This is a genomic window from Acidiphilium sp. PA (genome assembly GCF_026191915.1).
GTDB lineage: Bacteria > Pseudomonadota > Alphaproteobacteria > Acetobacterales > Acetobacteraceae > Acidiphilium.
In genome coordinates, this window is the sequence record NZ_JAIMBY010000001.1 from 509,066 (window position 1) to 533,726 (window position 24,661).

The 24,661-nt window shown below is 62.7% G+C and carries 17 protein-coding genes; 11 read left to right on the forward strand and 6 right to left on the reverse strand.

Features of this window, described 5'->3' with window-relative positions:
* Positions 1-87 precede the first annotated feature (87 nt).
* From AruPA_RS02405 to AruPA_RS02425, 5 genes are all read right to left on the reverse strand, one after another.
* The gene (locus AruPA_RS02405; protein ID WP_265634741.1) at positions 88-1,506 is read right to left on the reverse strand and encodes a rhamnulokinase family protein; all 1,419 of its coding nucleotides are present in this window, start codon (positions 1,504-1,506) and stop codon (positions 88-90) included.
* Positions 1,496-3,571, reverse strand: a complete 2,076-nt coding sequence (locus AruPA_RS02410; protein WP_265634743.1) for a bifunctional aldolase/short-chain dehydrogenase — start codon at positions 3,569-3,571, stop codon at positions 1,496-1,498. The genes AruPA_RS02405 and AruPA_RS02410 overlap by 11 nt, the downstream gene beginning before the upstream one ends.
* Positions 3,572-3,589: 18 nt before the next feature.
* Positions 3,590-4,768, reverse strand: coding sequence for an L-rhamnose isomerase (gene rhaI / locus AruPA_RS02415; protein ID WP_265634745.1), 1,179 nt, complete (start codon positions 4,766-4,768; stop codon positions 3,590-3,592).
* Positions 4,768-5,529 carry a DeoR/GlpR family DNA-binding transcription regulator gene (locus AruPA_RS02420; protein ID WP_265634747.1) on the reverse strand — a complete coding sequence of 254 codons (762 nt, stop codon included), beginning with the start codon at positions 5,527-5,529 and terminating at the stop codon, positions 4,768-4,770. Before AruPA_RS02420 ends, rhaI begins: the two co-directional genes overlap by 1 nt.
* Before the next feature lie 76 nt (positions 5,530-5,605).
* A complete protein-coding gene (locus tag AruPA_RS02425; protein ID WP_265634749.1) occupies positions 5,606-5,842 on the reverse strand; it encodes a hypothetical protein in 237 nt (78 codons plus the stop codon).
* Positions 5,843-5,932: 90 nt separating this feature from the next.
* On the opposite strand from AruPA_RS02425, the gene AruPA_RS02430 reads away from it, so the two are divergent.
* Genes AruPA_RS02430 through AruPA_RS02450 form a run of 5 tightly spaced genes read left to right on the forward strand, consistent with a single transcriptional unit; the run spans position 5,933 to position 11,253 of the window.
* Complete coding sequence (locus tag AruPA_RS02430) at positions 5,933-6,919, forward strand: autoinducer 2 ABC transporter substrate-binding protein (protein WP_265634751.1); 987 nt, start codon at positions 5,933-5,935, stop codon at positions 6,917-6,919.
* Between the two features lie 12 nt (positions 6,920-6,931).
* A complete protein-coding gene (locus tag AruPA_RS02435; protein WP_265634753.1) occupies positions 6,932-8,446 on the forward strand; it encodes a sugar ABC transporter ATP-binding protein in 1,515 nt (504 codons plus the stop codon).
* Positions 8,443-9,420 (forward strand): ABC transporter permease, encoded by a 978-nt coding sequence (locus AruPA_RS02440; RefSeq protein ID WP_265634755.1) that lies wholly within the window; start codon positions 8,443-8,445, stop codon positions 9,418-9,420. Before AruPA_RS02435 ends, AruPA_RS02440 begins: the two co-directional genes overlap by 4 nt.
* A 2-nt stretch (positions 9,421-9,422) precedes the next feature.
* Entirely contained in the window at positions 9,423-10,391 is a 969-nt protein-coding gene (locus tag AruPA_RS02445; protein WP_265634757.1) for an ABC transporter permease, read from the forward strand.
* A 13-nt stretch (positions 10,392-10,404) separates the two neighbouring features.
* Positions 10,405-11,253 (forward strand): sugar phosphate isomerase/epimerase, encoded by an 849-nt coding sequence (locus AruPA_RS02450; protein ID WP_265634758.1) that lies wholly within the window; start codon positions 10,405-10,407, stop codon positions 11,251-11,253.
* Between the two features lie 9 nt (positions 11,254-11,262).
* On the opposite strand, the gene AruPA_RS02455 is transcribed toward AruPA_RS02450, so the two are convergent.
* On the reverse strand, positions 11,263-14,520 hold the full coding sequence (locus AruPA_RS02455) for an AAA family ATPase (protein ID WP_265634760.1): 3,258 nt from the start codon (positions 14,518-14,520) through the stop codon (positions 11,263-11,265).
* Between the two features lie 274 nt (positions 14,521-14,794).
* Here AruPA_RS02455 and AruPA_RS02460 point away from each other — a divergent pair, with 274 nt between their 5' ends.
* The 6 genes from AruPA_RS02460 (at position 14,795) to AruPA_RS02485 (ending at position 24,642) form a co-directional block, all read left to right on the forward strand.
* Entirely contained in the window at positions 14,795-16,108 is a 1,314-nt protein-coding gene (locus AruPA_RS02460) for a cytochrome P450 (protein ID WP_265634762.1), read from the forward strand.
* Between the two features lie 1,080 nt (positions 16,109-17,188).
* Positions 17,189-17,572 carry a hypothetical protein gene (locus AruPA_RS02465; protein ID WP_265634764.1) on the forward strand — a complete coding sequence of 128 codons (384 nt, stop codon included), beginning with the start codon at positions 17,189-17,191 and terminating at the stop codon, positions 17,570-17,572.
* Positions 17,573-17,729: 157 nt separating this feature from the next.
* Complete coding sequence (locus AruPA_RS02470) at positions 17,730-18,131, forward strand: response regulator (protein ID WP_265634765.1); 402 nt, start codon at positions 17,730-17,732, stop codon at positions 18,129-18,131.
* A gap of 214 nt (positions 18,132-18,345) precedes the next feature.
* Positions 18,346-22,095, forward strand: coding sequence for an ATP-binding protein (locus AruPA_RS02475; RefSeq protein WP_265634767.1), 3,750 nt, complete (start codon positions 18,346-18,348; stop codon positions 22,093-22,095).
* Positions 22,096-22,327: 232 nt separating this feature from the next.
* Positions 22,328-23,353 carry an ABC transporter substrate-binding protein gene (locus AruPA_RS02480; protein ID WP_265634769.1) on the forward strand — a complete coding sequence of 342 codons (1,026 nt, stop codon included), beginning with the start codon at positions 22,328-22,330 and terminating at the stop codon, positions 23,351-23,353.
* Positions 23,354-23,607: 254 nt separating this feature from the next.
* Positions 23,608-24,642, forward strand: coding sequence for an ABC transporter substrate-binding protein (locus AruPA_RS02485; protein WP_265634771.1), 1,035 nt, complete (start codon positions 23,608-23,610; stop codon positions 24,640-24,642).
* Positions 24,643-24,661: the final 19 nt, after the last annotated feature.

Sequence of the window (24,661 nt, forward strand, 5' to 3'; positions counted from 1 at the left end):
AATTCTTGTTTCTTTCGACGTTTTATTCATCCAAGCAGCAGTGTCAAGTGAAATCGGCGTTGTCGCAAAGTCATCGACCCCGATGGGCTAACGGGTTTTTGGAATGAAGCAGCGGAGGTCCGCGGTGGCCCGCATGACCGTGCGGATCGCACCCGGGGCGATGACGCCGAGGCTGGCGGCCTGCACCAGCAGATTACCGGCGGTGGTGGCCTCGACCGGGCCGGCGATGACGGTGGCGTTGGTGCAATCGGCGATCGCCTGGCACAGCAGGTCGATCCGCGAACCGCCGCCGACAATGTGGATGCGCCTGGTCTGGTGATTGGCCACCTGATCGATTGCGGCGAGGCTGGCCGCCACCGACGCCGCGAGGCCGCGCAATACGGCGCGGGTGATGACGGCAGGTGTGGGATCGAGCACGATGGCGCGGGCGGCACACCAGCGGAGGATGCGGTCCGGCATGGTAACGCCGGGATGTGCGAAATCGGGTTCGGTCGGGTCGATCGCAATATCCGAACGCAGCGTTGTGGCGTCTTGCAGGATCGCCTCGATTGGCGGATCGCCCCAGGCGCGCAGACATTCCTGCAGGATGAACAGGCCGCTGGTGTTTTTCAGCAGTCGTGTGGTGCCGGCGATGCCTTGTTCGTTGGTGATGTTGGCGTCGCGCGTGGCATCGGTGATTAACGGAAGCGGGCGTTCGATGCCGGCAAGGCACCAGGTTCCACTGGAAATATAAGCCCAGTCCTCGCCCGCCTCGGCCGGCACCGCGGCGATTGCACTCGCGGTATCATGGGTCGCTGGGGCGATGACGAGGGTGCCGGCGAGGCCCGTGTCCGCGGCGATGGCGGGCAGCAGCGGGCCGAGGATGGTGCCGGGCTCGACCAGATCGGGAAACATGGCGCGCGGAATACCGAAAGCGGTCAGCACGACGTTCGACCAGTCGCGCTGGACGGGATCGTAGAGTTGGGTGGTGCTGGCGTTGGTATGTTCGCAGGCCATGACGCCGCACAGCCAGTAATGGATCAGGTCCGGCAGCATCAGGAAGCGCGTTGCCCGGCTGAACAGGTCAGGCGATGCGCGCTGTGCGGCCAGGAGTTGCGGCAGCGTGTTGATCGGCAGAAACTGCACGCCGGTCGCCTGATATAAATCGGCGCGCGACATGATTTCATCGAGCCTGTCGATCACGCCGTCGGTCCGGCGGTCGCGGTGGCTGTGGACCATGCCGATCGCCAGCATGTCGGCATCGAACAACGCGTAATCGACCCCCCAGGTGGTCACGCCGATGCTCGCCACCGGCCCCCGGCCGGACGCAATGCGCAGACCATGGCGAATTTCGCGCCAGAGTTCGAGGATGTTCCAATACAGGCTGGCGCCGAGCGGTACCGCGCGGTTGGGAAACCGGTGCACAATATCGAAACTCAGCCGGCCCTCTTCGACCGCGCCGAGTGCGACCCGCCCGCCAGATGCACCAAGGTCGATCGCGATGTGGCGCGCAGGGCTACCGGACATAGGCGGCGGGCACGCCGCCATCAACCGTCAGCACGCCGCCGGTGGTTTTCAGCGAGGCGGGGGAGGCGAAGAACGCGATGGCTTCAGCGACATCGTCCGGCAGGACGTTGACCTTGAGCGTGGTGCGCGCGCGGTAATGCGCTTCAAGCTCGGTCTCGGCGATGCCGTAGGTGGCGGCACGGTCGGCCCGCCAGGATGAGTTCCAGATCGAGGAGCCCGACAGAACGGCATCCGGCAGCACGGTGTTGACGCGGATGCCCGCACTGCCGCCTTCCTCGGCAAGGCAGCGGGCAAGGTGCAGTTCCGCCGCTTTGGCGGCCGAATAGGCGCCGGCGTTGCGCCCGGCAGCGACTGCGTTTTTACTGGCGACAAATACCAGCGCGCCGCCACGAGCCTGCCGGCGCAGCACGCGAAAGGCGGCCCGAGCGACCAGGAAATAGCCGGTGGCCAGAATGTCGAACATCAATTGCCAGTCGGCCAGGCTGGTCGCCTCGATCGGGTCGCTCTTGCTGATGCCGGCGTTGTTCACCACGATATCGACCCCGCCGTAAGCGAGCGTCGCGGCGGTGAAGGCCGCATCGACCGCGGTTTCGTTGGTCACGTCCATCGGCATGGCGATCGCGCGGTGAAACCCGTGGCGGGCGGTGAGCGCGGCGGCGACTTCCGCGCTGCCCTCGGCATTGCGATCGGCAATGACGACATGCGCGCCATCCCGCGCGAGGCGCGCGGCGGCAGCACGGCCGATGCCGCTGGCGGCCCCGGTGATCAGCGCGACATGGCCATCGAGCGGCTTCGGCGGCGGTTTCAGTGAGAGTTTGTAGAGTTCGAGCGGCCAGTATTCGATGGCGAAGCTCTCGGCGGCGTCGAGCGTCTCGAAGCCGCCCACCACATCGGCATGGCGCATCACCGCGATGGCGCGGCGGTACAACTGGCGGGAGACTTCGGCGGCGAAGGCATCGGGGCCGGTGGTGACCATGCCGATTCCGGGGATGAGAATGATGCGGGGCCAGGGCGCGGCCATCGTATCGCCGGGTTGGGCGTGGGATTGGAAATAATCCCGATAATCGCTCACGAAACGCGCGATGCCGGCGGTGGCTGCCGTGATCAGGGCGCCGGCACCCTGTTCGGGCTGCCAATCGAGCAACAGCGGCACGCGCTTGGTATGGACAAGATGGTCCGGGCAAGCGGCGCCGCGCATGGCAAGGGCTGCGCATTGGGCGCTGGTGGTGAAATTCAGCACATCATCGCTCGAATCGACGGTGAGGATCATGGTTCGATCCTGGCTGATCGCGCCGCGAATCACCGGCAGCACCTGGGTCAGCAGCGTGTCGCGCTCGGCAGCCGACGCGCGCGCGATCGTGGTATCGCCGAAGGGCGATGGGTTCGGTTTTGCCGCGAGAAATGCTTCGGCTTCGCCGATGATGCGCAACGTGCTGGCATAGCAGGTCGCCGCGGTGTCGCCCCAGGTGACCAGGCCGTGCTTGCCCATGACGACACATTCGAGGTCAGGGTTGTTGCGCACGGCGGCGCCGATCTGTTTCGAGAGATCGAACCCGGGGCGGATATAGGGCACGAACGCCGCCCGGTTGCCGAACACCTGGTCGACCAGCGCCGCGCCGTGCGGGCTGCACGCAATCGCGATGATCGCATCGGGGTGGGTGTGATCGACATGCGTCGCCGGAGTGAAGGCGTGCAGCAGGGTTTCAATGCTCTGGCGCGGCCGGCCGGGTTCGAAGGCGCAACGGTCGAGATAGGCGGTCATGTCTTCATCGGACATGGTGGGGCGCGCGAACAGCGGTTCGATGTCATCGAGGCGGAGGCCGGCGAAATGCTTCGGCTCGATCGAGGCGAGATCGCTGCCGGAAGCCTTGACCCAGAGCGCCGGCGTCGCGCGGCCGAGGTGATCGCGCTCGATCGATTTGACCGAGGTATTGCCACCGAAAATATTCACAATGCGGCGATCCGCGCCGAGCAGGCGGGAACGGTGGGCGAGCGCCGCCAGTCCTTCGCCGGCCGGCGGCTGGGATGCTGACCACGTGGGGCAGCGTTGATCGGTATCGTTCATCGGAGCCTCATGATCGGATTAGTCGCCATAGCCGCCGCCGGTCGCGATGACGCCGCGGTCGCGTTTGATCGCCCGCAGATAATCGCCCTCGCGGTGGGCGCGCAGAGGGTCTTCCGGCAGATTGTGGCAGCGCCGCCAGGCGGCGAGACGCGGGCGGACATCGGTGCGGAAGGCATCGAGCAAAATGCGGTGTGCGCCCAACGCATCGCCCTCGGCCTGCGCGGCCGCGAGGCCGGCGCGATCGATCAGCAGAGCCTTCGCATAGGCTTCCTGGCAGTTCAGAATACTCATGATCATGCCTTCGATTTTCGCTTCGATATTGAAGCTCTGATCGATCATGTAGCTGACACCGCGGGCGCAGGCCTGGGTTGCCGGATCGTCGGCGGCCGCGACCAGTTCGGCGTAGATCAGGAAGAGTTCGAGCGGGTTGGTGGACCCGACGATCAGATCATCGTCGGCGTAGCGCCGGGCGTTGAAGTGAAAGCCGCCGAGCTTGCCTTCATCGAGCAGGATGGCGACAATGGATTCGATATTGGCGCCCTGCGCGTGGTGACCGAGATCGACCAGCACCTGCGCCTGCGGGCCGAGCGCCTGCGCATGCAGCAATGCGGCACCCCAATCGGCCAGATCGGTATAATAGAAGGCGGGCTCGAAGAATTTGTATTCGATCAGCATACGCGCATCATCCGGCAGGATGTCGGCGCAGGTTTGCAGCCCGGCGCGCAGGCGCCGACGCCGGGCGCGGATGTCGTCCTGACCAGCGTAATTGGTGCCGTCCGCGAACCAAAGGCTGAGATCGCGGGCGCCGGTCTGATGCATGATCGCAACGCAATCATGCAGATGGGCCATGGCCTTGTCGCGAATCCGGGCATCGGGGTGGGTGAGCGAGCCGAGGCGATACTCCTCGTCCTGGAACAGATTGGGGTTGATGGCGCCGATCGCGATGCCGCGTTCGTCAGCGAAGCGGCCGAGGGCTGCGGCATCATCCACCTTGTCCCACGGGATATGCAGCGCAATGCGCGGGGCGATGCCGGTCATGCGGTGAACCTCTGCCGCGTCCTCGATCTTTTCCCACACGCTGCGCGCGGCGCCGGGGGCGGCGAAGGTTTTGAAGCGGGTGCCCGTGTTGCCGAACGCCCAGCTTGGCGTTTCGATGATCTGCGCATCGAGCCGCGCGATGAAAATTGCGTCGTCCATCAATCCTCCGCGACGATCAGCCGGATATCGGCTGCTTCCAAGGCCGCGAGATCGGCCTCGGCCGGCATCGCATCGGTGATGACGATGTCGAGTTCGGTCAAACTTGCGATGGTTGCCAGCGCCCGCCTGCCGAATTTCGAAGAGTCGATCAGCGCGATCGCGGTTGCGCCCGAACGCAGCATGGCGCGTTTGGCACCGACCTCGGGCAGATGGGAATCGGTCAGGCCAAGGACCGCGTGAAATCCCCTGGTGGAAAAGAACACCTTGTCGGGGTGCAGGCGGGCCATGACATCTTCGAACAGAACCCCGGTGAAGGAGCGCGCCGGGGCGTGAAACGCACCGCCGACCAGCACGAAATCGACGCCGGCGGCGGCGAGCGTATTCGCGGCATCCAGGCTGGAGACGATGGCCGACACGTCGTGCCCCGCGAGCATGCGCACCAGATGCAACGCCGTGGTCGAGGCATCGAAAGCGATCGTGTCGCCTGGCCCGATCAGACCGAGGGCGGCCCTGGCGATTGCGGATTTCGCCGCGGTGTGACGGCTGGCGCGCAGCTGGTGGCTAAGTTCCTCGCTCATGCGCTCGCGCAACCGTGCGCCGCCGCGCACTCGCTCCATCAACCCCTGCTCCGCCAGCGCGTCGAAATCACGCCTGATCGTCATGTCGTGGACGCCGAACTCGGCGGCGAGATCGCGGACGCGCAAGACCGGCGCGTTGACGGCACGGCGGAGGATTTCCGCCTGACGCAGCGTGTCGCTCATGGCCCGCACGCCGGTTTTGAACATTTATATGTGCGTTTCCACATCACGATCGTCGCTTACGCCACAATGCGCGGTCTCACAAGCGGTGATCTGATGAGTTTTTGATTTGCGCTATATTGCGCCGCACAATTGCGAATTTACGCGGCGTATTCAAGCAAGCAAGAAAGCGCTTCTTTTTTGAAAAAAAGAAACAAAAAACTTTTTTAATCTGGGCTAAAGCGATTTCAGCCGCATGAACCCAGCGAATAAAAGTTTTTTTGCTTCTTTTTTTACAAAAAAAGAAGTCCTTTCTCCCCTGTACTGCCCGACTCACTTGACAGATCAATGTTCATTCATGTTAAGTTTGCCGGATAAACTGGACCCAAAGGGGCGGAATCAACAATCTATCGGAGGGAAACGCGCCATGAAGCATCATTTTCGGTCATCAGCGATCCTGGTCGGCCTTGCCTTGCTGGTCGCTGGTGGCGGCATGGCACTGGCCGCTGAGCCGAGCATCGCGTTCGTGCCGAAACTGGTCGGCATTCCGTATTTTTCGGCGATGAAACAGGGTTTCGAGCAGGCGGGCAAAAAGTTCGGTGCCCACATCATTTATCAGGGACCGACCACGGCTTCGGTTTCGGGCCAGGCTGAGATGGTGCAGAGCCTGATCAACAAGCATGTCACCTCGGTCGGTGTTTCCGCGAACAGCCCAACGGCGCTCGAGGCGCTGGCCAAGCAGGCGAAGGACCACGGCATTCTGTTCTATTCGACGGATTCACAGGTCGATGGTCCGGATGTGGATTTGCGGGTGCAGCAGACCAGTAACAAGGCGTTGGCTTATACCGTGATCGATCAATTGGCGAAGGCGATCGGCGGCAAGGGCGACGTGGCCTTCGTCTCCGGTGGTCCGACCGCGACCAATCTGAACGAATGGATTGCGCTGATGAAGCAGCGGATCGCGGCGAAATATCCGGGGATCAAGGTGGTTTCGATCCAGTACGCCGGGGAGGACATCAACAACGCGACGCAGGTGACCGGGCAGTTGCTCTCGGCGTATCCGCATCTGAAGGGCGTGGTCGGCGTCAATTCGACGGCGGTGCCCGGCGCGGCGCAGGCGGTGTTGCGGGCCGGGCTCTCCGGCAAGGTGGCCGTGACCGGCATTACCGATCCGAATTCGATCCGCCCGTTCATCATGAACGGCACCGTCAAGAGCGTGGTGCTGTGGAACCCGATTGCGCTGGGATATCTGACCGCCTGGGGCATCATGCAGGAGTTGGCGCATAAACCGTTCGCAACCGAGAACGCAGTGCCGGGGATCAAGGGCAAGGTGCACTATGATGCCGCAACGCATACGCTGCTGCTGGGCAAGCCACTGGTGATCGACAAGGCCAATGTCAGCCTGAATTTCTGAGCGGTTCGCAGGATGGCGCCGGTCGAGCTGAAAGGGATCGTCAAGCGCTTCGGCGGCGTGGTCGCGCTCGATGGCGTCGATCTGACTTTGGTGCCGGGCGAAACCCACGCGTTGCTCGGCGAGAACGGCGCCGGCAAATCGACCCTGATCCGGGTAATGACCGGCGCGATCGTGCCGGATGAGGGCAGCATCACGGTGGGCGGCACGCCGTGCCGGTTCACCCATCCGGCGCAGGCGAGCGCGGCGGGGATTGCAGCGGTCTATCAGGAGCCGATGATCTATCCGCATCTTTCGGTGCTCGAGAATATATTCGCGGGCGCCGAAATGACCGGACGGTTCGGCATCGTGCGGCGTGGCGCGATGGCTTCGGTGGTGCGGCCGCTGCTGGAACAGCTCGATCTGCCTGCGAGCCTGCTCGTGCGCCGGATGAGCAGCCTCAGCATCGGGTTTCAGCAGATGGTGTTGATCACCAAGGCGCTGATGCTGAATGCGCAGGTGATCATTTTCGATGAGCCGACCTCGATTTTATCGCAGGCGGAGACCGATCGGCTGTTCGTGATCATCGAGCGCTTGCGTCGCGACGGCCGGGCGATCGTGTACATCACGCATCGGCTGGACGAAATTCGCCGGATCGCCAGCCGGGTGACCGTGCTGACCGATGGGCGGGTGAGCGGCACCGCGCTGACGAGTGATCTGGATGAGGCGAAGTTGCTGACGCTGATGGCGGGCAAGGCGAGCCGGGATTACGGCAAACCGCTGCGCGACCGCGCCGCTCCCGCCCACGGCAAGCCGGCGCTGCGAATTACCGGGCTCACGCGGGCGGGGTTATATCAGAATGTCGATTGGGACGTGCCGGCGGGCCAGGTGACCGGGGTTTACGGGCTGGTGGGATCGGGGCGCAGTGAGGTCGCGCTGGCGGCGTTCGGCGCATTGCGGCCCGAGCGCGGCACGATCGCGCTGGAGGGCCGGCCGATCGCCCCGCGCGATCCGGCCGAGGCGATGAGGCTCGGCATCGGGTATCTGCCGGAAGACCGGAAATTACAGGGTATTTTTGCGACCAAGCCGCTCGAGGCGAATTTGACGGCAGGCACCATCGGGCGGTTTCGCGCGCGCGGCGGGCGGCTCGATTTCGCGGGCTTGCGGGACGAGGCGCTCCGGCTGATCGGGCACTACCGGATCAAGGCACGCGATGAGACAATCGGCATCGGCACGCTTTCGGGCGGCAATCAACAAAAGGCGTTGTTCGCGCGCTGGGCGGGGCAAAGTTTGAAAGTGCTGATCCTGGATGAACCGACGCGCGGCATCGATATCGGCACCAAGGCGGAGATCCACGATTTCATCCGCGATCTGGCGGCCGGCGGATTGGCGGTGGTGGTGATTTCATCGGACCTGCCGGAGGTTCTGGCGGTGAGCGACCGGATCATTGTGATGCGGCGCGGCGGCGTGATCGGCGTTGCCGAGGGCGCGGCGATGAATGCCGAGGCAATTCTGGCCAGCGCGGTCGGCGCGGATGCGAGGGCCGCATGAGTGCGGCGGTGATGGGCGCGCCAAAGGTGCCGCGCTTGCGCCTGCCGCAGGGGCGCGAGGCGCTGCTGCTGATCACGCTGGCGGTGCTGGTCGCGGGCATCGGCATGTTTTCGCACGGCGCGTTCTGGAGCCGGATCAATCTCGATAATCTGTTCGTATCCAGCGCGATCACGCTGATCCCGGCGATCGGCATGACGGTGGTGATGCTGACCGGCGGCATCGATGTTTCGACCGGTTCGATGCTGGGGCTGACCGCGGCGATCGGGGGGTCCTGTTTCGCGGCGGGGTGGAGCCTGGCCGCGACGGTGCCGGTATTTCTGCTCGCCGGCGCGGGCCTGGGGCTGGTGAATGCGGTGCTGATCATCAAAGGGAAAATTCCGCCGGTGATCGCGACGCTGGGAACGCTCAGTATTTATCGTATGATCGTGTTCATCGTGCTGGGCAGCAACTGGATCACGCAGATCCCCCCGGTGCTGACCCGTGTTTTCGTGGTCGACCATGTGCTGTGGCTGCCGGTGGTGGCGCTGATTGCGCTGGGCTTGGTGATCGTGGCGTCGCTGTTCCTGCGGTATTTCCGCTGGGGGCGGCATGTTTATGCGCTCGGCAACAACGAGGAGGCGGCGCGGCTCGCCGGCATCCGGCCGGAGCGGATCAAGCTCGCGGCCTATGTCATGCTCGGCCTGCTGACCGGGTTTGCAGCATTGCTCACACTGGGGCAGAGCCCGATGGTGCAGACCTCGACCGGCAGCGGGTTTGTCTTGCAGGTGATTGCGGCGGTGGTGCTGGGCGGCACATCGCTGTCCGGCGGGCGGGGCACCATGGCGGGCACGCTGCTGGGCACGCTGGTGGTGCAGGTGGTCGATGACGGGATCGTGCTGCTGCACATCCAGCCGTTCTGGAACGGCGTGGCGCTGGGGGTGATCATTCTCGCGGCGATCGGGCTTAGCTCCCGCCGTGATGCGGGAGGGATGTGAGGATGCATGCATCGGGGTTCGACCGCACACGGCCGTTGCTGCTGGCGGCGATGGCGGTGCTGGCGCTGGCCGGGTTCGCCGTCGGGCACCCCGATATTCTGAGCGGTGCGAATTTCGGCAGCATGGCGGTGTTCGGCGTCGAGATCGGGATGATCGCATTGGGGCAGACGCTCGTGATCAGTGGTGGCGATTCCGGGATCGATCTGTCGGTGGGCGCAATCGCCGGTCTGGCGCAGGTGGTGCTGGGCCGGCTGCTGCATGCCGATGTGACATGGCCGCTCGCCGTCGCGGTGACGCTGGGTGTCGGACTCGGGCTCGGTGCAATCAACGCGTTGGCGGTGACCTGGCTGCGGATTGCGCCGATCATTGCGACGCTGGCGACCTTGTTCGGATACGCCGGCCTCGCGCTGGTGCTGAGCGGGGGGACCAATATCGACCTGACGCAGCAATCCTCATGGTTTCTGGCGTTGGGCCAGGGGCATGTGCTCGGCCTGCCGTTTCAGTTGATCGCACTGTATCTGCCGCTGCTCGCAATGTTCGCGTTTTTGCAGCATGGCACTGGCTACGGCCGGGCGCTGTATCTGACCGGCACCAACGACCGGGCGGCGGCGCTGGCGGGATTGCGCGTCGGCCGGCTGCGCGGTGCGGCCTATGTGCTGTGCGGATTGACCGCGACGATTGCCGGCATCGTCGGTGCCGCGCGGCTCGGCACGGCGCGGCCGGATGCGGGGATGAACGACAATCTGATCAGCATCGCCATCGTGGTGCTGGGCGGCACCGGGATTTTTGGCGGGACCGGCTCGGTGGTGGGCACGGCGCTGGCGACGGTGGTGATCGCGATCGTCGATTACGGGCTAAGCTACAATGATTTCAACCCGATCTATCAGGCCGGCGTGATCGGGGTGATTTTGATCGGGGTGATCCTGGTCGAAAATCCGGTGCTCGCGTGGCGCGCCCGGCGCTTCAAATAAGGAGAGGCGGCACGTGAAGGGATTTGGCATCCATACCAGCCTGTGGGCGCATGATTGGACCGAGCAGGCCGCACGGCTCGCCATTCCCGAGGCGGCGAAACACGGGCTCGCCTTTGTCGAGATCGCGCTGATCGAGCCGGACCGGGCCGAAACCGAGGTGACGCGGGCCTTGCTGGAGCAGCATGGGCTCACTGCATGCTGCTCGCTCGGTCTGCCCGAGGATGCGCGGCCGACCACCAACCCCGACAAGGCGCTGGAGTTCGTGACGCGCGCGCTGGAAAAGACCGCCGCGATTGGCGCCTCGCTGTTCACCGGCGTGACCTATGGCTCGATCGGCGAGCGTACCGGCCAGGCGCCGACGTGGGCGGAGCTTGATGCGGTGGCGCGGTTTCTCGACAAAGCGGCGGCGGTGGCACGCGGCTTTGGCATCATTTTCGGGATCGAGGTGGTCAATCGCTACGAGTCGCACCTGTTCAACACCACGGAACAGGCGGTCGCGCTGATTGAGCGGGTTGGCGCGCCGAATATCGTGCTGCATCTGGATACCTATCACATGAATATCGAGGCGACCGGGCAGGCGAACGCCATACGCGCGGCGGGGGCACACCTTGCGTATATCCATTTGTCGGAGAGCCACCGCGGCGTGCCGGGGACCGGCACGATCGCGTGGGACGAGGTGTTTGCCGGGCTGGCGGGGCTCGGGTTTACCGGCGGCATGGCGCTTGAGAGTTTCATCCATATGCCGCCGCGGCTTGCTTCGGCATTGTCGGTCTGGCGGCCGGTCGCATCCAGCCGGGCGGCGATCGTCGAGGAAGGATTGCCGTTTCTACGCAACAAGGCGCGGCAGTACGGGCTGATCTGACAGCAGCCTTCAGTCCAGCTTTTGCGCGGTGGCCTGTTCCAGCAGCGCGCGGGCGCGGCGCAGGTCGGCGTGGTCCGACCCTGGGGTGAACGCGGCGAGGGCCGGTAGGAGCAAGGATTTGATCTTATCCGGTTCTGCGTCCGCGGCGAGACTGACGGCCGCGCGCAACTCGTAGAATCGGGCGGTTTGCTGGCGGGCGATGCGCAATGCCGTGTCCAACTCGGCTTTTGCCCCGGCGTCGCCGCGCGCGCGGAGGATGCGGCCGCGCAGATGATGGACTTCGGCGAGCGCGTAGGCCTGGCCTGAGGACGCGATCAGGACGTTGCACTGGTCAAGCTTCACGAGGGCGACGTCGGTCTTGCCGTGTTCGACCATCATCGCCGCCTCGGTCAGCCGGTAGAACGGAGACCATACGTTGCTCTGGATTTTTGCAGCAAGGGCCGCGCCAACCTCCATCTGGGCGATTGCGCCTGACAGGTCGCCCGATTTGGCAGCGAGCCAGCCATTCAGATAGTCAGCGTGCGGCTTAAGCCACACGGCCCGTTCCACCGCAACGTTGAGCGCCGCGGCGACCGCTCCGGCGGCGGCGGCGTCATCGAGCAGAAGGCACGCGATAGCGAGATGCGAGAGCACATAGGCCTCGGTTGTCGGAGACTGCAGCGTCGCCGCTTCGGCGACCGCCGCCTCACCACGCGCCTTCGCGGCATCAAGCCGGCCCTGCTGGATCAGCAGCAGGACGTCCTGCGCCATCATGCTCGCATAAGGATCATGCGGCGAACCCGGCCGGATATCCCGATTGACGGTGGGGTCATACCCCTGCGCCGAGGTGGTGAACCAGTAATCGGCCTGCGCCAGATGACCGCGCAGCAAGGCGCTGTAACCGATAATGCGCTGGGGCAGGAACGGCAGATTGGGAATATCGGTGCGCTGGGCGATCTGCAGCGTGCGGCGCGCCAGACGCTCGGCGTGGTCGAGTTCCGAGCGCATCAACAGCCGTGCCGATTCGCTGTAGAGCAGCACCACGCCATCGAGGCCGGGCGGCGCATGCTCCAGCAGCTGGCTGAGGCGCTCGATATTCTTGCGGGCTTCCTCGGTGGTATAGCCGCCGATGCTGACCAGCGGCGTCATCATCGTTTTGCGCAGCACGATCTCGCGGTCGTCACGCTCGCGGCCTGGTGGCAGGGTGAGCAGCAGGCGGAGGGCGGCGCGCAGGTGCTGCATCGCCTCGACCCAGGCGGCCCGGGCGGTCGCGCGGATGGTTGCGCGCTGCCACCAGCGCAGGGCGGGTTCGACGGCGCTCGCCTCGGTATAGTGGTGGGCCACCAGTTCCGGCTGGTCTTCCGCGATGCGGGGAAATTTCTGTTCGAGCACAGACGCGATATTGCCGTGCAGGCGCATCCGTTCGGTACGAAGGATCGAGTGGTAGGCCGCGTCCTGGATCAGTGCATGACGGAAGCTGAACACGGCATCGGGTGGCGCTCCGCGCCCGGTGATCAGACCCGAACGGATCAATTCGTTGAGACCGCCGATCAACCGGGTGTCGGCAACGCCCGCGCAGGCGGCCAGCCAGTTATAAGGAAACCTGCGGCCGAGCACGGCGCCGGTCTGGGCGATCGCCTTGGCGGGGCCCAGGCGATCGAGCCTGGCCATCAGCGTGTCCTGCAGGGTGGCCGGCACGGTCATCGTCGCGGTATCGCCTTCCAACACCGAGCGGGTCAGCTCTTCGACGAACAGCGGCACACCGCCTGCCCGTTCGGCGATGCGCTCGCGGATGTCTGATGCCAGAGTGCCGGCGCCGAGACGCTCGATAATTGCGGCGGCGGCGCTGGGCTCAAGCCGGTCGAGTTGCACGGTGGTGACGGCCGGATTGCCCACGGCTGCCCAGGGCAGCGCCAGTTCGGGCCTTGCGCTGACCAGGACCAGCACCTGCAGGCCCGGTACGCGCGCGACGATGCGGGCCAACAATTCGAGCGTGAGCGTGTCGCTCCAATGCACATCCTCGAATATCAGCAGGCGGGGACGTGTCACCCCACTGACGAGCAGATCGACCAGGGCCGCGAGGGTTCGTTCGCGTCGGGCGGTCTGGTCGGCGATCGCGTCGGCGCCATCGGCGAGGCCGAGCAGATCCTCAATCACAGCGCGCGCAACGCCACTGAGGCATAAAAATTCGTCGAGCCTCGCCTGTCGGCTGGCATCGGTTTCTTCCGCCGTGAAGCCCGCCCGGCGTTCGACCCAGTCAATTACCGGGCGCAGCGGGCTGGATTGGCTATAGGAGGCACATTGCAGGATGATCAGGTCGTGCGGTTCCAACTCGTGTGGTGCGTCGGCCAGGGCTTCGCGCAAGGCGGCAATGATGCGTGATTTGCCGAACCCGGGTTCGCCGAGCAGCAGAACGACTTGACCATCGGCGGCGGCAGCACGATTCCATCGGTCGAGCAGTGTGGCAAGTTCGGTGGTGCGGCCGATCATGGGGGCGCGGCGGCTACGGTGGGAGGCAGCGAACCGGCTGTCAGATGCGGCGGCACCAATTACGCGCCACGCGGGCTGCGGTTGATCGAACCCTTTGAGTTCGAGTGCGCCGAGGGGTTCGAGGGTGAACAGGCCGCCGAGCAGATCACCGGTGGCCTGGCTGATGACGATGCCCCCCGGCGGCGCAGCCGATTGCAGCCGCGCAGCCAGGGCGGGCAGTTGGCCGACGACGCCATTCTGACGATCAGCCGCGTTGCTGACAACGGCGAGGCCAGTCGCAATGCCGATGCGGGCCTGGATTGGAAACCCGGGCAGACCTGGAACCTGCCCGACGGCCTGAACGAGGCGCAGCCCAGCCCGAACGGCCCGTTCTGCGGCATCTTCGCGCGCCTCGGGGTAGCCAAAGAACGCCATCAGCCCGTCACCGTGGTAGCTTGCGATATAGCCCCCCAGCTGGTCGATCACAGCGGTGCAGGCATCCATATACCGTTGCAGAATGACCCGCAGTTCCTCGGGGTCGAGCCTTGTGGCGAGCGTTGTCGACCCGACCATGTCGCAAAACAAAAGGGTGAGGTTGCGCCGCTCAGCCGCATCTGACGGCGGCTGGGGGCCACCATGCAGCGCCTTGATCGCCCGCAGCAGTTTTTTGCGGGGCCCCATCGGCAGCCCCAGGGCGACGAGATCTGCTTCAGTCAGGTCGGCAAGGATATCGCCGTCGATCCCCTGCTCCCGAAAAATAGATGCGAATGCACCGAGGCCCAAGCCTTCGAGCCAGATCGTGATGTCGTCGCCCTGCATGCAGCCATTGCCCTACCCGCAGAGCGTGCATACGATGGCGGTACCTTTGTTACAATATTCCTGTGGGAGCGCAGCAGATCCCAGAAACTTGGTCAGCGGGTGCGCTAACCTAAGCCTATGAGGGGATTCCGGGCGATTTGTCTGTGACCTGGGTCACATATGTGAGCTGTGAAACGCGATATTTTCCAGCTATGTGGCCGAAATACACTGCCGCCGCGCTCCAGATGCCCCTTCACAGCCGCCTTGACGGCGCTTTACGTTGGCTTTGGGAACCATGACGGACAAAGGTGGGGCGCAGCGGTTGATACGCACCAATCCCTTGGGTCTCTGGCCGGACTCGGCATATGACGAGATGGTGGTGCGCCAGGCTTTTTCGGGCCGTAGCCTGATCCTGGTCAATGCGCCGGACATGATCCGCCACGTGCTGATCACCCGCCACGACATCTATCGCCGGACATCGGCCGCAACTCGTTTACTCAGGCCACTGATCGGGCGCGGGTTGCTGTTGAGCGAGGGGCGGCTCTGGCGGCACCAACGGCACCTGATCGCGCCCACCCTTGCTCCGCGTTCGATCCCGACGCTCATGGTGCCGGCGGCCCGTGCGATCGATGCCTGGCGCGAGGCACTCGCCGCGCTGCAAGCACCAATTGATCTGCTCCAATCATTGCAGGGTCTGGCGCTGGAGGTTGCGTGTCAATCGATGTTCTCGCTCTCTGCAGTCCCGTTTGCCCGGGAGGTTCGCGCGCTGATCGGCAGCGCCACCATTATCAACCTGTCAAAACCGGATTATCTCGACATGATGCTGCCGGCACAAATGCCGGCACCGCGCGATTTTCGGCGCTGGTGGTTTCAGCGACGCTGGATGGGCCTGATCAGCCGGATGATCGCGGCGCGGCAGGCGGCGCCGCCCGGTGGAGCGCCCCGCGACCTGTTCGATCTGCTACGGGCCGCCTCTGACGGGGATGGGGGCGGCGGCAAACGACAGCTGCGCGACGAGGTAGCAACCATGATCATTGCAGGGCATGAGACCACGGCGCTGACGCTGTTCTGGGCCTGCGTGCTTGTCGCGGATCATCCGGAGGCGCAGGCGAGGCTGGCGGCGGAGGCGGCGACCCTTGACCTCGCCGGCGGGGGCGCTGATCTGGCGGCAGCGCTGGAGCGGATGGTGTTTACCCGTGCCGTGGTGAACGAGACCCTACGGCTTTATCCGCCGGCGGCGATGATCACCCGGAGGGCGATGATCGCCGACCGGTGCGCAAGCGTTGCTGTACCGAAAGGCGCCACGGTGATGGTGGCCCCCTGGGTGCTGCATCGGCACCGGTCGTTATGGCGAGACCCGGAACGGTTCGACCCGGCGCGGTTTCTGCCTGATGCGCCCGGATACGATCGCTTTGCGTATCTGCCGTTCGGTGCAGGACCGCGGGTGTGCGTGGGTGCACAGTTCGCCTTGGCGGAGAGTTCGCTGGCGTTGGCCGCGCTGATGCAGCGCTTTGCTATCAGCCGGCTCGATTCTGACCCGGTTGAGGCCGTCGTCGTATTGACAACTCACCCGAATCGAGCGCCGTTGTTTCGGCTGATACCGCGGTGATTCGGTGCGCAAGGTTCGGGCGCGGACAGCGAGCTTGCGATAGGTCGATCCGGTCATGCGACACACAACGGTGCAGGCTGATACGCAAGCGGTGGGAGGTGGCCTGGATGAACAGGCGCACGGCACTGCCGTTGCCGCTCGGTCGCTCAAAATGTCCTGAACCATTGGCCAACAGCGCCGTGGGGACCGATCCAGCAAGTTTCGATACCGAGTGAGCAAACCCAGAGACTATCGCAATCGCTACGGGCCGTGGGTTGGGGTAGCAGAGCGATCCGATCGACCGAGCGATCCAGGGCCCAGAACGGCATCGGCTCGGCGGCCGACGGGATATTATGTAGAACAGCACGAAGGTCCTGCGCGGGCATGAGAAGCATAGGGTTTGCCGTCGAGAGCAGGCCACCGCAGCGGCCAGCCGGGGGGGGGCGTGCGAAAGCGCTTTGCGGCCACACTCGGCTTCGACTGCTGCGCAGTATTGCTGCTCATCGGGGAGGGGCGGACTGGCTGCCTGCATCGTATACTGACTGCTCGAAAGCTGAATACATGGTCTCCGGTTACATCGATCGAACCAGCCGCCACTAGCCGAGGAGTACCAATAAATGCGCCGCAATGCGGCGTGGGAGGCATACCCAATTTTGTTTTTGTATACTTTACGTTGGAGACAAAACATAAATTGCCAAATATTTTCGATTATGCAGAAAATTGAATAAGAAATTTAATTAGATCAAGAATTTTACTATAGTATTACTGAATATTGGCTCCACGCATTATATTTTTATCTTTTTTACATATTCAGATTGAAGCTGAAAATAACGGCCGCTCTGCCAATTTCAGGCTGCGTTACGGCCGGCCACCTGATCTTGCCGGAACGTTACGAAGTTTTGTGGAGACAAAACGGCAGTATTGCCCTCTATTTCCATGATCGGACATTCAAGAGATGGTGGAGGCGGTGGGATGGATAAGCAGGCAGAAATGTTCGAACCGTCACACTTTGCGTGTGGCGCGGCAGTATACCCACACTCATCCGCGAAACGCACCGGTTGCCGCGATTATAGGTCACGCGTTCCCGCGCGGACAGCACGGATGGCCCTGCATGCTTTACAGTGGATCGCAGCGGCGGTCCCCACGACGGCCCCGCTTTTCAGCCTGTCCGATTTGCGCTGGCTTGACACCGACCCAGCGGTTTCGGCGGTTATACCCTATGCACCTGAACAACATGGCTATGCCGTGCCCGTCATCAGCGAACTGATGGCCGCAGCGCTATCGCAGGTGGACGCGCGGACCCGTCACATCGTCACCTCCCTCCATCTCCTGGATGATCCTTTGTCGCTGTCAGTTCTGGGGGCACTGCATGGCCTCCTGCCGGAGCAGGTGCGTCAGATCGATGAACGGGCATTTGCGAAGATACGGCGCTGGATGCGCTTGACGATTGCGGAACGCCGGCGATTGCGATCAGATTACGATTGACGAATATTCTAGCATGTCGGCGGGATAACGAGCGAATACGGCATTATTGATTTGATTATGGAATATTCTGGCTGACTTTATTCCTGCTGGATCAAAAAAAACCCTTGTGTTCATATCCGGGCCGCGCCATGTCGCCTGAAATGACGATCCTGTCAGAATGCGCGCGGCGGAAGGCCGAACAGGTTTGATGAATCCCCGGTTGCCCGGTAAGCGGATTATGATTGTCGATGACGAACCGATGGTCGCAATGCTTCTCGAAAGTGCTCTCTCGGACGAGGATTGTACCATTATTGGTCCGTTCGATGGCGTCGCCAGTGCGTCTGAGGCCGCTCGCGGCGAAGATCTGGATTTTGCATTGCTCGATGTGAATGTCGCAGATGGCAAAATTTATCCAATCGCGGAAGTTCTGGAAAGTCGAGGTATTCCCTTTCTATTGCTGTCCGGCTTCGGCGATGACGACGTGCCGGCGGGGCATGAACACTGGCCAACAGCTGGCAAGCCGTTTTCGATCGAGCCGATGATCGAGCGAATTTGCGCTGCCCTCGGTGTTGCGTGCTGAGCGCTACGCGTCTGATGCTGGCCATTGCTGGCATACGGGTGTCGTCTGTCGTTGGTAACATGAGGCAACACAGGTGACCGGCAAGGCGGCCCCGTCACCGCCGAATATAGGTGAAGGCACTGAGCGTGGGCGGATCGTTTATGGGCACGATTGGTCCTGCACGCCGCTAGGCCCGCGCGCGAATTGGCCGGCAAGCCTGACATCGATCGTCCGCATGATGGTGAACTCCCGCTATCAGATGTGGATGGGCTGGGGTCCTGAGCTGATCTTTTTGTTCAACGACGCCTACCGGCCGACGCTCGGCGTCAAGCAGGACTGGGCGCTGGGCCAACCGGCAAGACTGGTCTGGGCTGAGATCTGGCCCGATATCGGCCCCTTAATCGACCATGTCATGCGGACTGGCGAGGCGACCTACTCCGAAGCCATGCTGCTTCTGCTCGAACGCAGCGGGTTTCCGGAAGAGACGTATCATACGTTTTCTTATAGCCCCTTGTTCGACGATGATGGTGCGATCGCCGGCCTGTTCTGCGTCGTGGTCGAGGAAACCGATCGTGTGATCAATGATCGACGGCTAGACACGCTGAGGCATCTAGCCGCGGGCGCCGGGGCAAAGACCGAGGCTGACTTATTCAAAGTGATTGACCGCGAACTGTCGCGAAACCTCGCGGATCTGCCATTCGCCTTTACGTATGTGTTCGATGACGACCGGACGGGCGCTCGCCTCGTCGCCCAATCAGGTCTTGTCAGCGATGATCCGGCTGTGCTGAGCGGCGAGATCTGGCCGGTGGCCGGGGTTCTGGCCGAAGCCGAAACAGTGATTATTGACGATCTCGGAACCCGGCTGGCCGGTTTGCCGCATGGCGTGTGGGACAGGCCGCCCGCGCGCGCCTTGCTGGTGCCGATTTTACAGCAGGCGCAGGGTAAGGTCGCGGCCGGGTTCATGGTGATCGGGTTGAACCCCTATCGCGCGCTCGATGCGGCGTATCGAGGCTTCATCAATCTGCTCGCCGGGCAGATCGCCGCCGGATTGGCCTCCGCCCGGGCGTTCGAGGCGGAGCGTCGGCAAGCCGCCGCGCTTGCCGCGCTCGACCGGGCGAAGACCATGTTCTTCTCCAATGTCAGCCACGAATTTCGCACGCCTTTGACGCTCATGTTAGCGCCCCTCGAAGATGCCCTGGCGACAACCGAAGGCGCGCTGCAAAGACAATTACTTCTTGCCCATCGCAACGGTGTCCGGCTGTTGCGACTGGTCAACAACCTGCTCGATTTTTCGCGGATCGAGGCGGGGCGCGCGCAAGCCCGTTTCGTGCCGACTGACCTCACCCTGTTCAGTGCCGAGATCGCCTCTAGCTTTCGCGCGGCGATGGAGCGGGCCGGCCTGACGCTGACCATAGAAACCGCGCCCCTGCCGGAGCCGGTGTACCTCGACCGAGATATGTGGGAAAAAATCCTGTTCAATCTGCTGTCGAACGCGTTCAAATTCACCCATGAAGGCGGCGTAACCCTGCGTGTGATGACGACCGCGGATCGCCGAGGCGCGCTGGTGAGCGTGTGCGATACCGGCATCGGGGTCGAGCCTCATGAGGTTCCACGGCTGTTTGAGCGGTTTCATCGGATCGAGGGCGCACATGGCCGCAGCATCGAAGGGAGCGGGATCGGTCTGGCGCTCGTGCAGGAACTGGTGCGCCAGCACGGCGGTGACATCGCAGCGACCAGCACGCCCGGCGTCGGGACCTGCTTTACCGTGCAGTTGCGATTTGGATCGACACATCTGCCACCGGATCGGGTGATGCCTGGCGAAGCGCTTACGGGCTTAACCAACGCCGCTATGTTCATCGAAGAGGCGACGCGCTGGCTGCCGGCGGACGATGCGATCACGGAGGGCCCGGTCGAGCCCGACCTTAGCGTACGCGCGAGCAGCGGGCAGCATATCATCCTGGCCGATGATAATGCCGATATGCGCGACTACCTGCGTCGACTGCTCACGGCGCAGGGATACACCGTGACCGCGGCGGGTGATGGTGCCGCAGCGCTCGAGGCGGCGCGGGCGGCGCCGCCGGACCTGATCCTGTCGGACGTGATGATGCCGCAGCTGGATGGTTTCGGCCTGCTGCGCGCGGTGCGCGGGGACAAGGCGCTGGCCAGCACGCCCGTGGTGCTGCTGTCGGCCCGGGCCGGTGAGGAAGCAAAGATCGAAGGGCTGGACGCCGGCGCCGATGATTATCTGACCAAACCCTTCGCCGCGCGCGAGTTGCTCGCGCGAGTGGCCACCAACATTCAGATGGCCCGTATCCGGCGCGAGGCCGCACGTGAGGTGATGCGGAGCGAGCAGCGTCTGGTGATGACGCGCGAGCGGCTGGATATCGCCCTGTCGACCGGACGAGTGGCAATTTTCGATCTCGATATCGAGAGCGGTTCCACGATGGCGTTCGGCGCGCTGGTGACGTTCTTCGGCGTACCGGAAGCGGTGGCCGCCGCCGGCCTGCCGATCGATGCATTTCTGGCAGCGATCGACCCCAGCGATCGGGCGCGCGTGACGGATGCTTTGGCCGCCGCCATCGCCGCGAACACCGCGTTCGAAGCCGAGTACCGGATAAACGGGGGCGATGCGCCAAAATGGGTGACGGCGCGCGGGACGATTCAGATCGACCGATCCGGGGGGCGGCGATTGGTGGGGGCGATCATTGATATCTCCGATGAAAAGATCGCGCAGGATGCCTTGCTCGAACAATCCATGGCGCTCGAGGCGCTCAATCTGACGCTGGAAGATCGCATCAACACCGCCGTTGCGGAACGGTTGCAAGTTGAAGAGGCGCTGCGTCAGGCCCAGAAGATGGAGGCGGTCGGACAGTTGACCGGCGGGGTTGCGCATGATTTCAACAATCTACTGACGGTAATTCTGGGCGGGCTCGATACGATCAGGCGGCGGGGTCCGCAGGATAATCCGCGCGTGACGCGGGCACTCGACCTCGCAACGCAAGGTGCGCAGCGGGCGGCGACGTTGACCGCGCGACTGCTGGCGTTCTCGCGCCGCCAACCGCTCGATCCCAAGCCGCTCGATCTTAATCTGGTCGTGCGGGACAGCACCGAATTGCTGCACCGGACACTGGGTGAGACCATCGAACTCGAAACCGTGCTGGGCGCGCGGCTGTGGCCGGTAGAAATCGATCAGAACCAGCTTGAAAGTGCAATTCTGAACCTGGCAGTCAATGCGCGCGACGCAATGGCCGGCAAGGGCAAACTGACAATCGAAACCAGCAACACGATGCTCGATGATTCGTATACGGCAACGGATTCCGAGGTGGTGCCAGGGCAATATGCCTCGGTCTCGATCAGTGACACCGGCAGCGGTATGACTGCGGAAACGCTGAGCCGGGTGTTCGAGCCGTTCTACACGACCAAGGAAGTCGGTAAGGGGACCGGGCTCGGCTTGAGCATGGTGTACGGATTCGTCAAGCAATCGGCCGGTCATATCACGATCTACAGCGAGCCCGGCGAGGGTACGACCGTGCGCCTTTATTTTCCGCGCTATCGCGGTGATCTTCCGGCGGCTCAAACTGATGAATGCCTCCCCACGCCTGGAGGCCTGAAGGATGAAATCATATTGGTTGTAGAAGACAATGATGATGTGCGTTCATATAGCGTCATGATGCTGAACGAGTTGGGCTATAGCGTGATCGAGGCCGCAGATGGCGATGCAGCGATGGTTCACTTGCAGCGTCCAGGACGGATCGATCTACTGTTCACCGACATCGTTCTGCCTGGACGGACCGGACGAGAACTCGCAACCGAAGCGCAGGCGTTGCGGCCTGGACTGCGTGTCCTGTTCACCACCGGCTACTCCCGCAACGCCATTATCCATCACGGTAGGCTCGACGCTGGCGTACACCTCCTGACCAAGCCATTCACGTACGATCAATTGGCGCAACGCATCCGTGATGTGCTGGATGTACCGTCAGTCTGATCACGATTACGTGGGTACATCGCTGTTTTGTAGGCGTGCACGCGACTATTGGCAAAATACGTTGGTATACATGCGTGGATTTCAGTTGAAGTTTCGCTGGCCGGCCCTTTGATCGACAACAATCGGATGATCGAGCCACGCCCAATTACCATTGACATCATTTTTTCCGTTTGTTATCGATAAAACACAACTAAATGACCGCTTCACCAGAGGCGGCGGAACGGAGGAAACAATGAATTTCGCAAAGCTATTTTTGGCTACAACTGCTTTCCTCAGTGCCACGGCACTGGCAGGTACTGCGCCCGTCGACCCTTCAAAAATCACTCAGGCTCAGTCAAAGGCTGTGTGTATCAATCCATCGCCCTCGCATGTTAATCTGTCGAAGTTGGTCGTCGGGTTTTCCCAATCTGAATCGAACGCAAACCCGTTCCGCGCTGGCGAAACCAAGTCGGTTCGAGACGCTGCCGCCAGTTTTCATGTCAAGCACCTGATCTACACCAATGCTCATAGCGACGAGGCCCGACAGGTCGCAGATGTTGAGAGCATGATCAACCAAGGTGCCCAGGCTCTCGTGATTGCGCCGCTCGACGCTACTGGCCTGCAACCCGCCTTTGCCCAGGCCGCGGCGAAGCACATTCCGATCATAACGCTGGACCGGCACACCGCCGGCACCATATGCACCGATTATATCAGCTTTATGGGATCGAATTTCTACTTCAAGCAGGGCGAGATCGACGCGAAAGAACTGGCTAAGGCAACAGGAGGCCACGCCAAAATCGCTGAAATTCAGGGCGCTTACGGCAACTCCGTCGAAGTGGCGCGCACCGAAGGGTTTGCGGCCGGGCTCAAGGCGTATCCGGGGATGAAAATCGTGACCGAGCAGACCGGCAACTGGTTCACCACGGACGCTGAGAAAGTGATGAGCCAAATTCTGCTGGCACATCCGGACGTCAATGCCGTTTATGCGCAGGCCGATACAATGGCGTTCGGGGTGATGACGGCGTTGCGCGATGCCGGCAAAAAACCAGGTCAGGTCAAGATCGTTTCGATCGACGGGACCAAACAGGGCGTGCAGGACATTGTGAGCGGCTGGATCTATGCCGATGATGAAACGAATCCGAGGTTTGGCCCCCTGGCATTCTACGAACTTCAGAATTGGTTCGACGGCAAGCCGGTACACCAGCACATGGTATTGACCGATCATCTGTATACCAGAGCAAACGCCGCAGCGGCCTTGAAGAATAAAATTCCGTTCTGAAACATGTCGGCGCGGGCCGGTCGAAGCTAGTCGACCGGTTCGCTGCGGCGGTCCATCAAAGGCATGATTGACGATGCAAGAAACTGCGTTTATCTTCTAGTCCAGAACAAGGTTCTAAATTATGGAACAGACGAACGGTCTGAGGTTGGGTCAGCATGATCGTGCTGGCCCTAGCGGTTCAGGTTGTTCGATACGGTTCGGTCGGGATAATTCTGCCTTTTCTTGCTGCCGCCAATAAACGGAGGAAACCAACAATGGCCATCAAGACATCATGGGTCGTCACATCAGTCGCTTGTGCCGCAGCACTCGCGGGCGTGGCGCATGCCCAGTCGCCGTCGCCGCACGCCGCGCAGATGATCCGCTCGCGCTCCAAGGCGGTTTGCGTCAATCCGCATCCCAACCATATGAAAATCTCGGCCATTGTCGTCGGGTTTTCGCAATCGCAGGGCAATGAAAATCCGTTCCGCGCGGAGGAGACCAAATCCCTCAAGGATGCGGCTGCATCGTTTCATGCCAAGCGCTACGTTTATACCAACGCACACAGCAACGAGGCCAAGCAGGTCGCCGATGTGGAGAGCATGATCAATCAGGGTGCCCAGGCGCTCGTGATCGCGCCGCTGAACTCGACCGGGCTGCAACCGGCGTTCGCTCAGGCGGTCGGCAAGCATATTCCGATCATCACGATCGATCGCCATACCGCCGGCACTGATTGCACCGATTATCTCAGCTTCATGGGCTCGAATTTTTACAAGCAGGGCGAGATCGACGGCGAGCAACTCGCCAAGGCGACCGGCGGCCATGCGGTGATCGCCGAAATCCAGGGTGCGTACGGCAATTCGGTCGAGACCGCGCGGACCAAGGGGTTTGCCGCAGCAATCCATAAATATCCGGGCATGAAGATCATTGCGGCACAGACCGGCAATTGGTCGACGACCGACGCGCAGACCGTGATGAGCCAGATTTTGCTGGCGCATCCGAACGTCAATGCGGTCTACACCCAAAGCGACACGATGGCGTTCGGCGCGATCACGGCGCTGCGGGATGCCGGCAAAAAGCCGGGTCAGGTCAAGATCGTGACGATCGATGGCACCAAGCAGGGCGTGCAGGATATCGTCAGCGGGTGGGTCTATGCCGATGATGAAACCAATCCGCGCTTCGGGCCCATTGCGCTGCACGAGATCCAGAACTGGTTCGACGGCAAGCCCGTGCCGCAGACCATCGTGATCAAGGATCATCTCTACACGCAGGCCGATGCCAAATCGGCTCTCGCGAGCGATGCGCCCTACTAATTGCGGAACTGATACGATC

Coding starts and splice junctions, on each gene's coding strand:
- AruPA_RS02445 (WP_265634757.1), top strand. CDS start 9,423: ATGCATGCATCGGGGTTCGACCGCACACGGCCGTTGCTGCTGGCGGCG.
- AruPA_RS02420 (WP_265634747.1), bottom strand. CDS start 5,529: ATGAGCGACACGCTGCGTCAGGCGGAAATCCTCCGCCGTGCCGTCAAC.
- rhaI (WP_265634745.1), bottom strand. CDS start 4,768: ATGGACGACGCAATTTTCATCGCGCGGCTCGATGCGCAGATCATCGAA.
- AruPA_RS02465 (WP_265634764.1), top strand. CDS start 17,189: ATGGCCCTGCATGCTTTACAGTGGATCGCAGCGGCGGTCCCCACGACG.
- AruPA_RS02460 (WP_265634762.1), top strand. CDS start 14,795: ATGACGGACAAAGGTGGGGCGCAGCGGTTGATACGCACCAATCCCTTG.
- AruPA_RS02455 (WP_265634760.1), bottom strand. CDS start 14,520: ATGCAGGGCGACGACATCACGATCTGGCTCGAAGGCTTGGGCCTCGGT.
- AruPA_RS02435 (WP_265634753.1), top strand. CDS start 6,932: ATGGCGCCGGTCGAGCTGAAAGGGATCGTCAAGCGCTTCGGCGGCGTG.
- AruPA_RS02485 (WP_265634771.1), top strand. CDS start 23,608: ATGGCCATCAAGACATCATGGGTCGTCACATCAGTCGCTTGTGCCGCA.
- AruPA_RS02440 (WP_265634755.1), top strand. CDS start 8,443: ATGAGTGCGGCGGTGATGGGCGCGCCAAAGGTGCCGCGCTTGCGCCTG.
- AruPA_RS02470 (WP_265634765.1), top strand. CDS start 17,730: ATGCGCGCGGCGGAAGGCCGAACAGGTTTGATGAATCCCCGGTTGCCC.
- AruPA_RS02480 (WP_265634769.1), top strand. CDS start 22,328: ATGAATTTCGCAAAGCTATTTTTGGCTACAACTGCTTTCCTCAGTGCC.
- AruPA_RS02405 (WP_265634741.1), bottom strand. CDS start 1,506: ATGTCCGGTAGCCCTGCGCGCCACATCGCGATCGACCTTGGTGCATCT.
- AruPA_RS02475 (WP_265634767.1), top strand. CDS start 18,346: ATGATGGTGAACTCCCGCTATCAGATGTGGATGGGCTGGGGTCCTGAG.
- AruPA_RS02410 (WP_265634743.1), bottom strand. CDS start 3,571: ATGAACGATACCGATCAACGCTGCCCCACGTGGTCAGCATCCCAGCCG.
- AruPA_RS02430 (WP_265634751.1), top strand. CDS start 5,933: ATGAAGCATCATTTTCGGTCATCAGCGATCCTGGTCGGCCTTGCCTTG.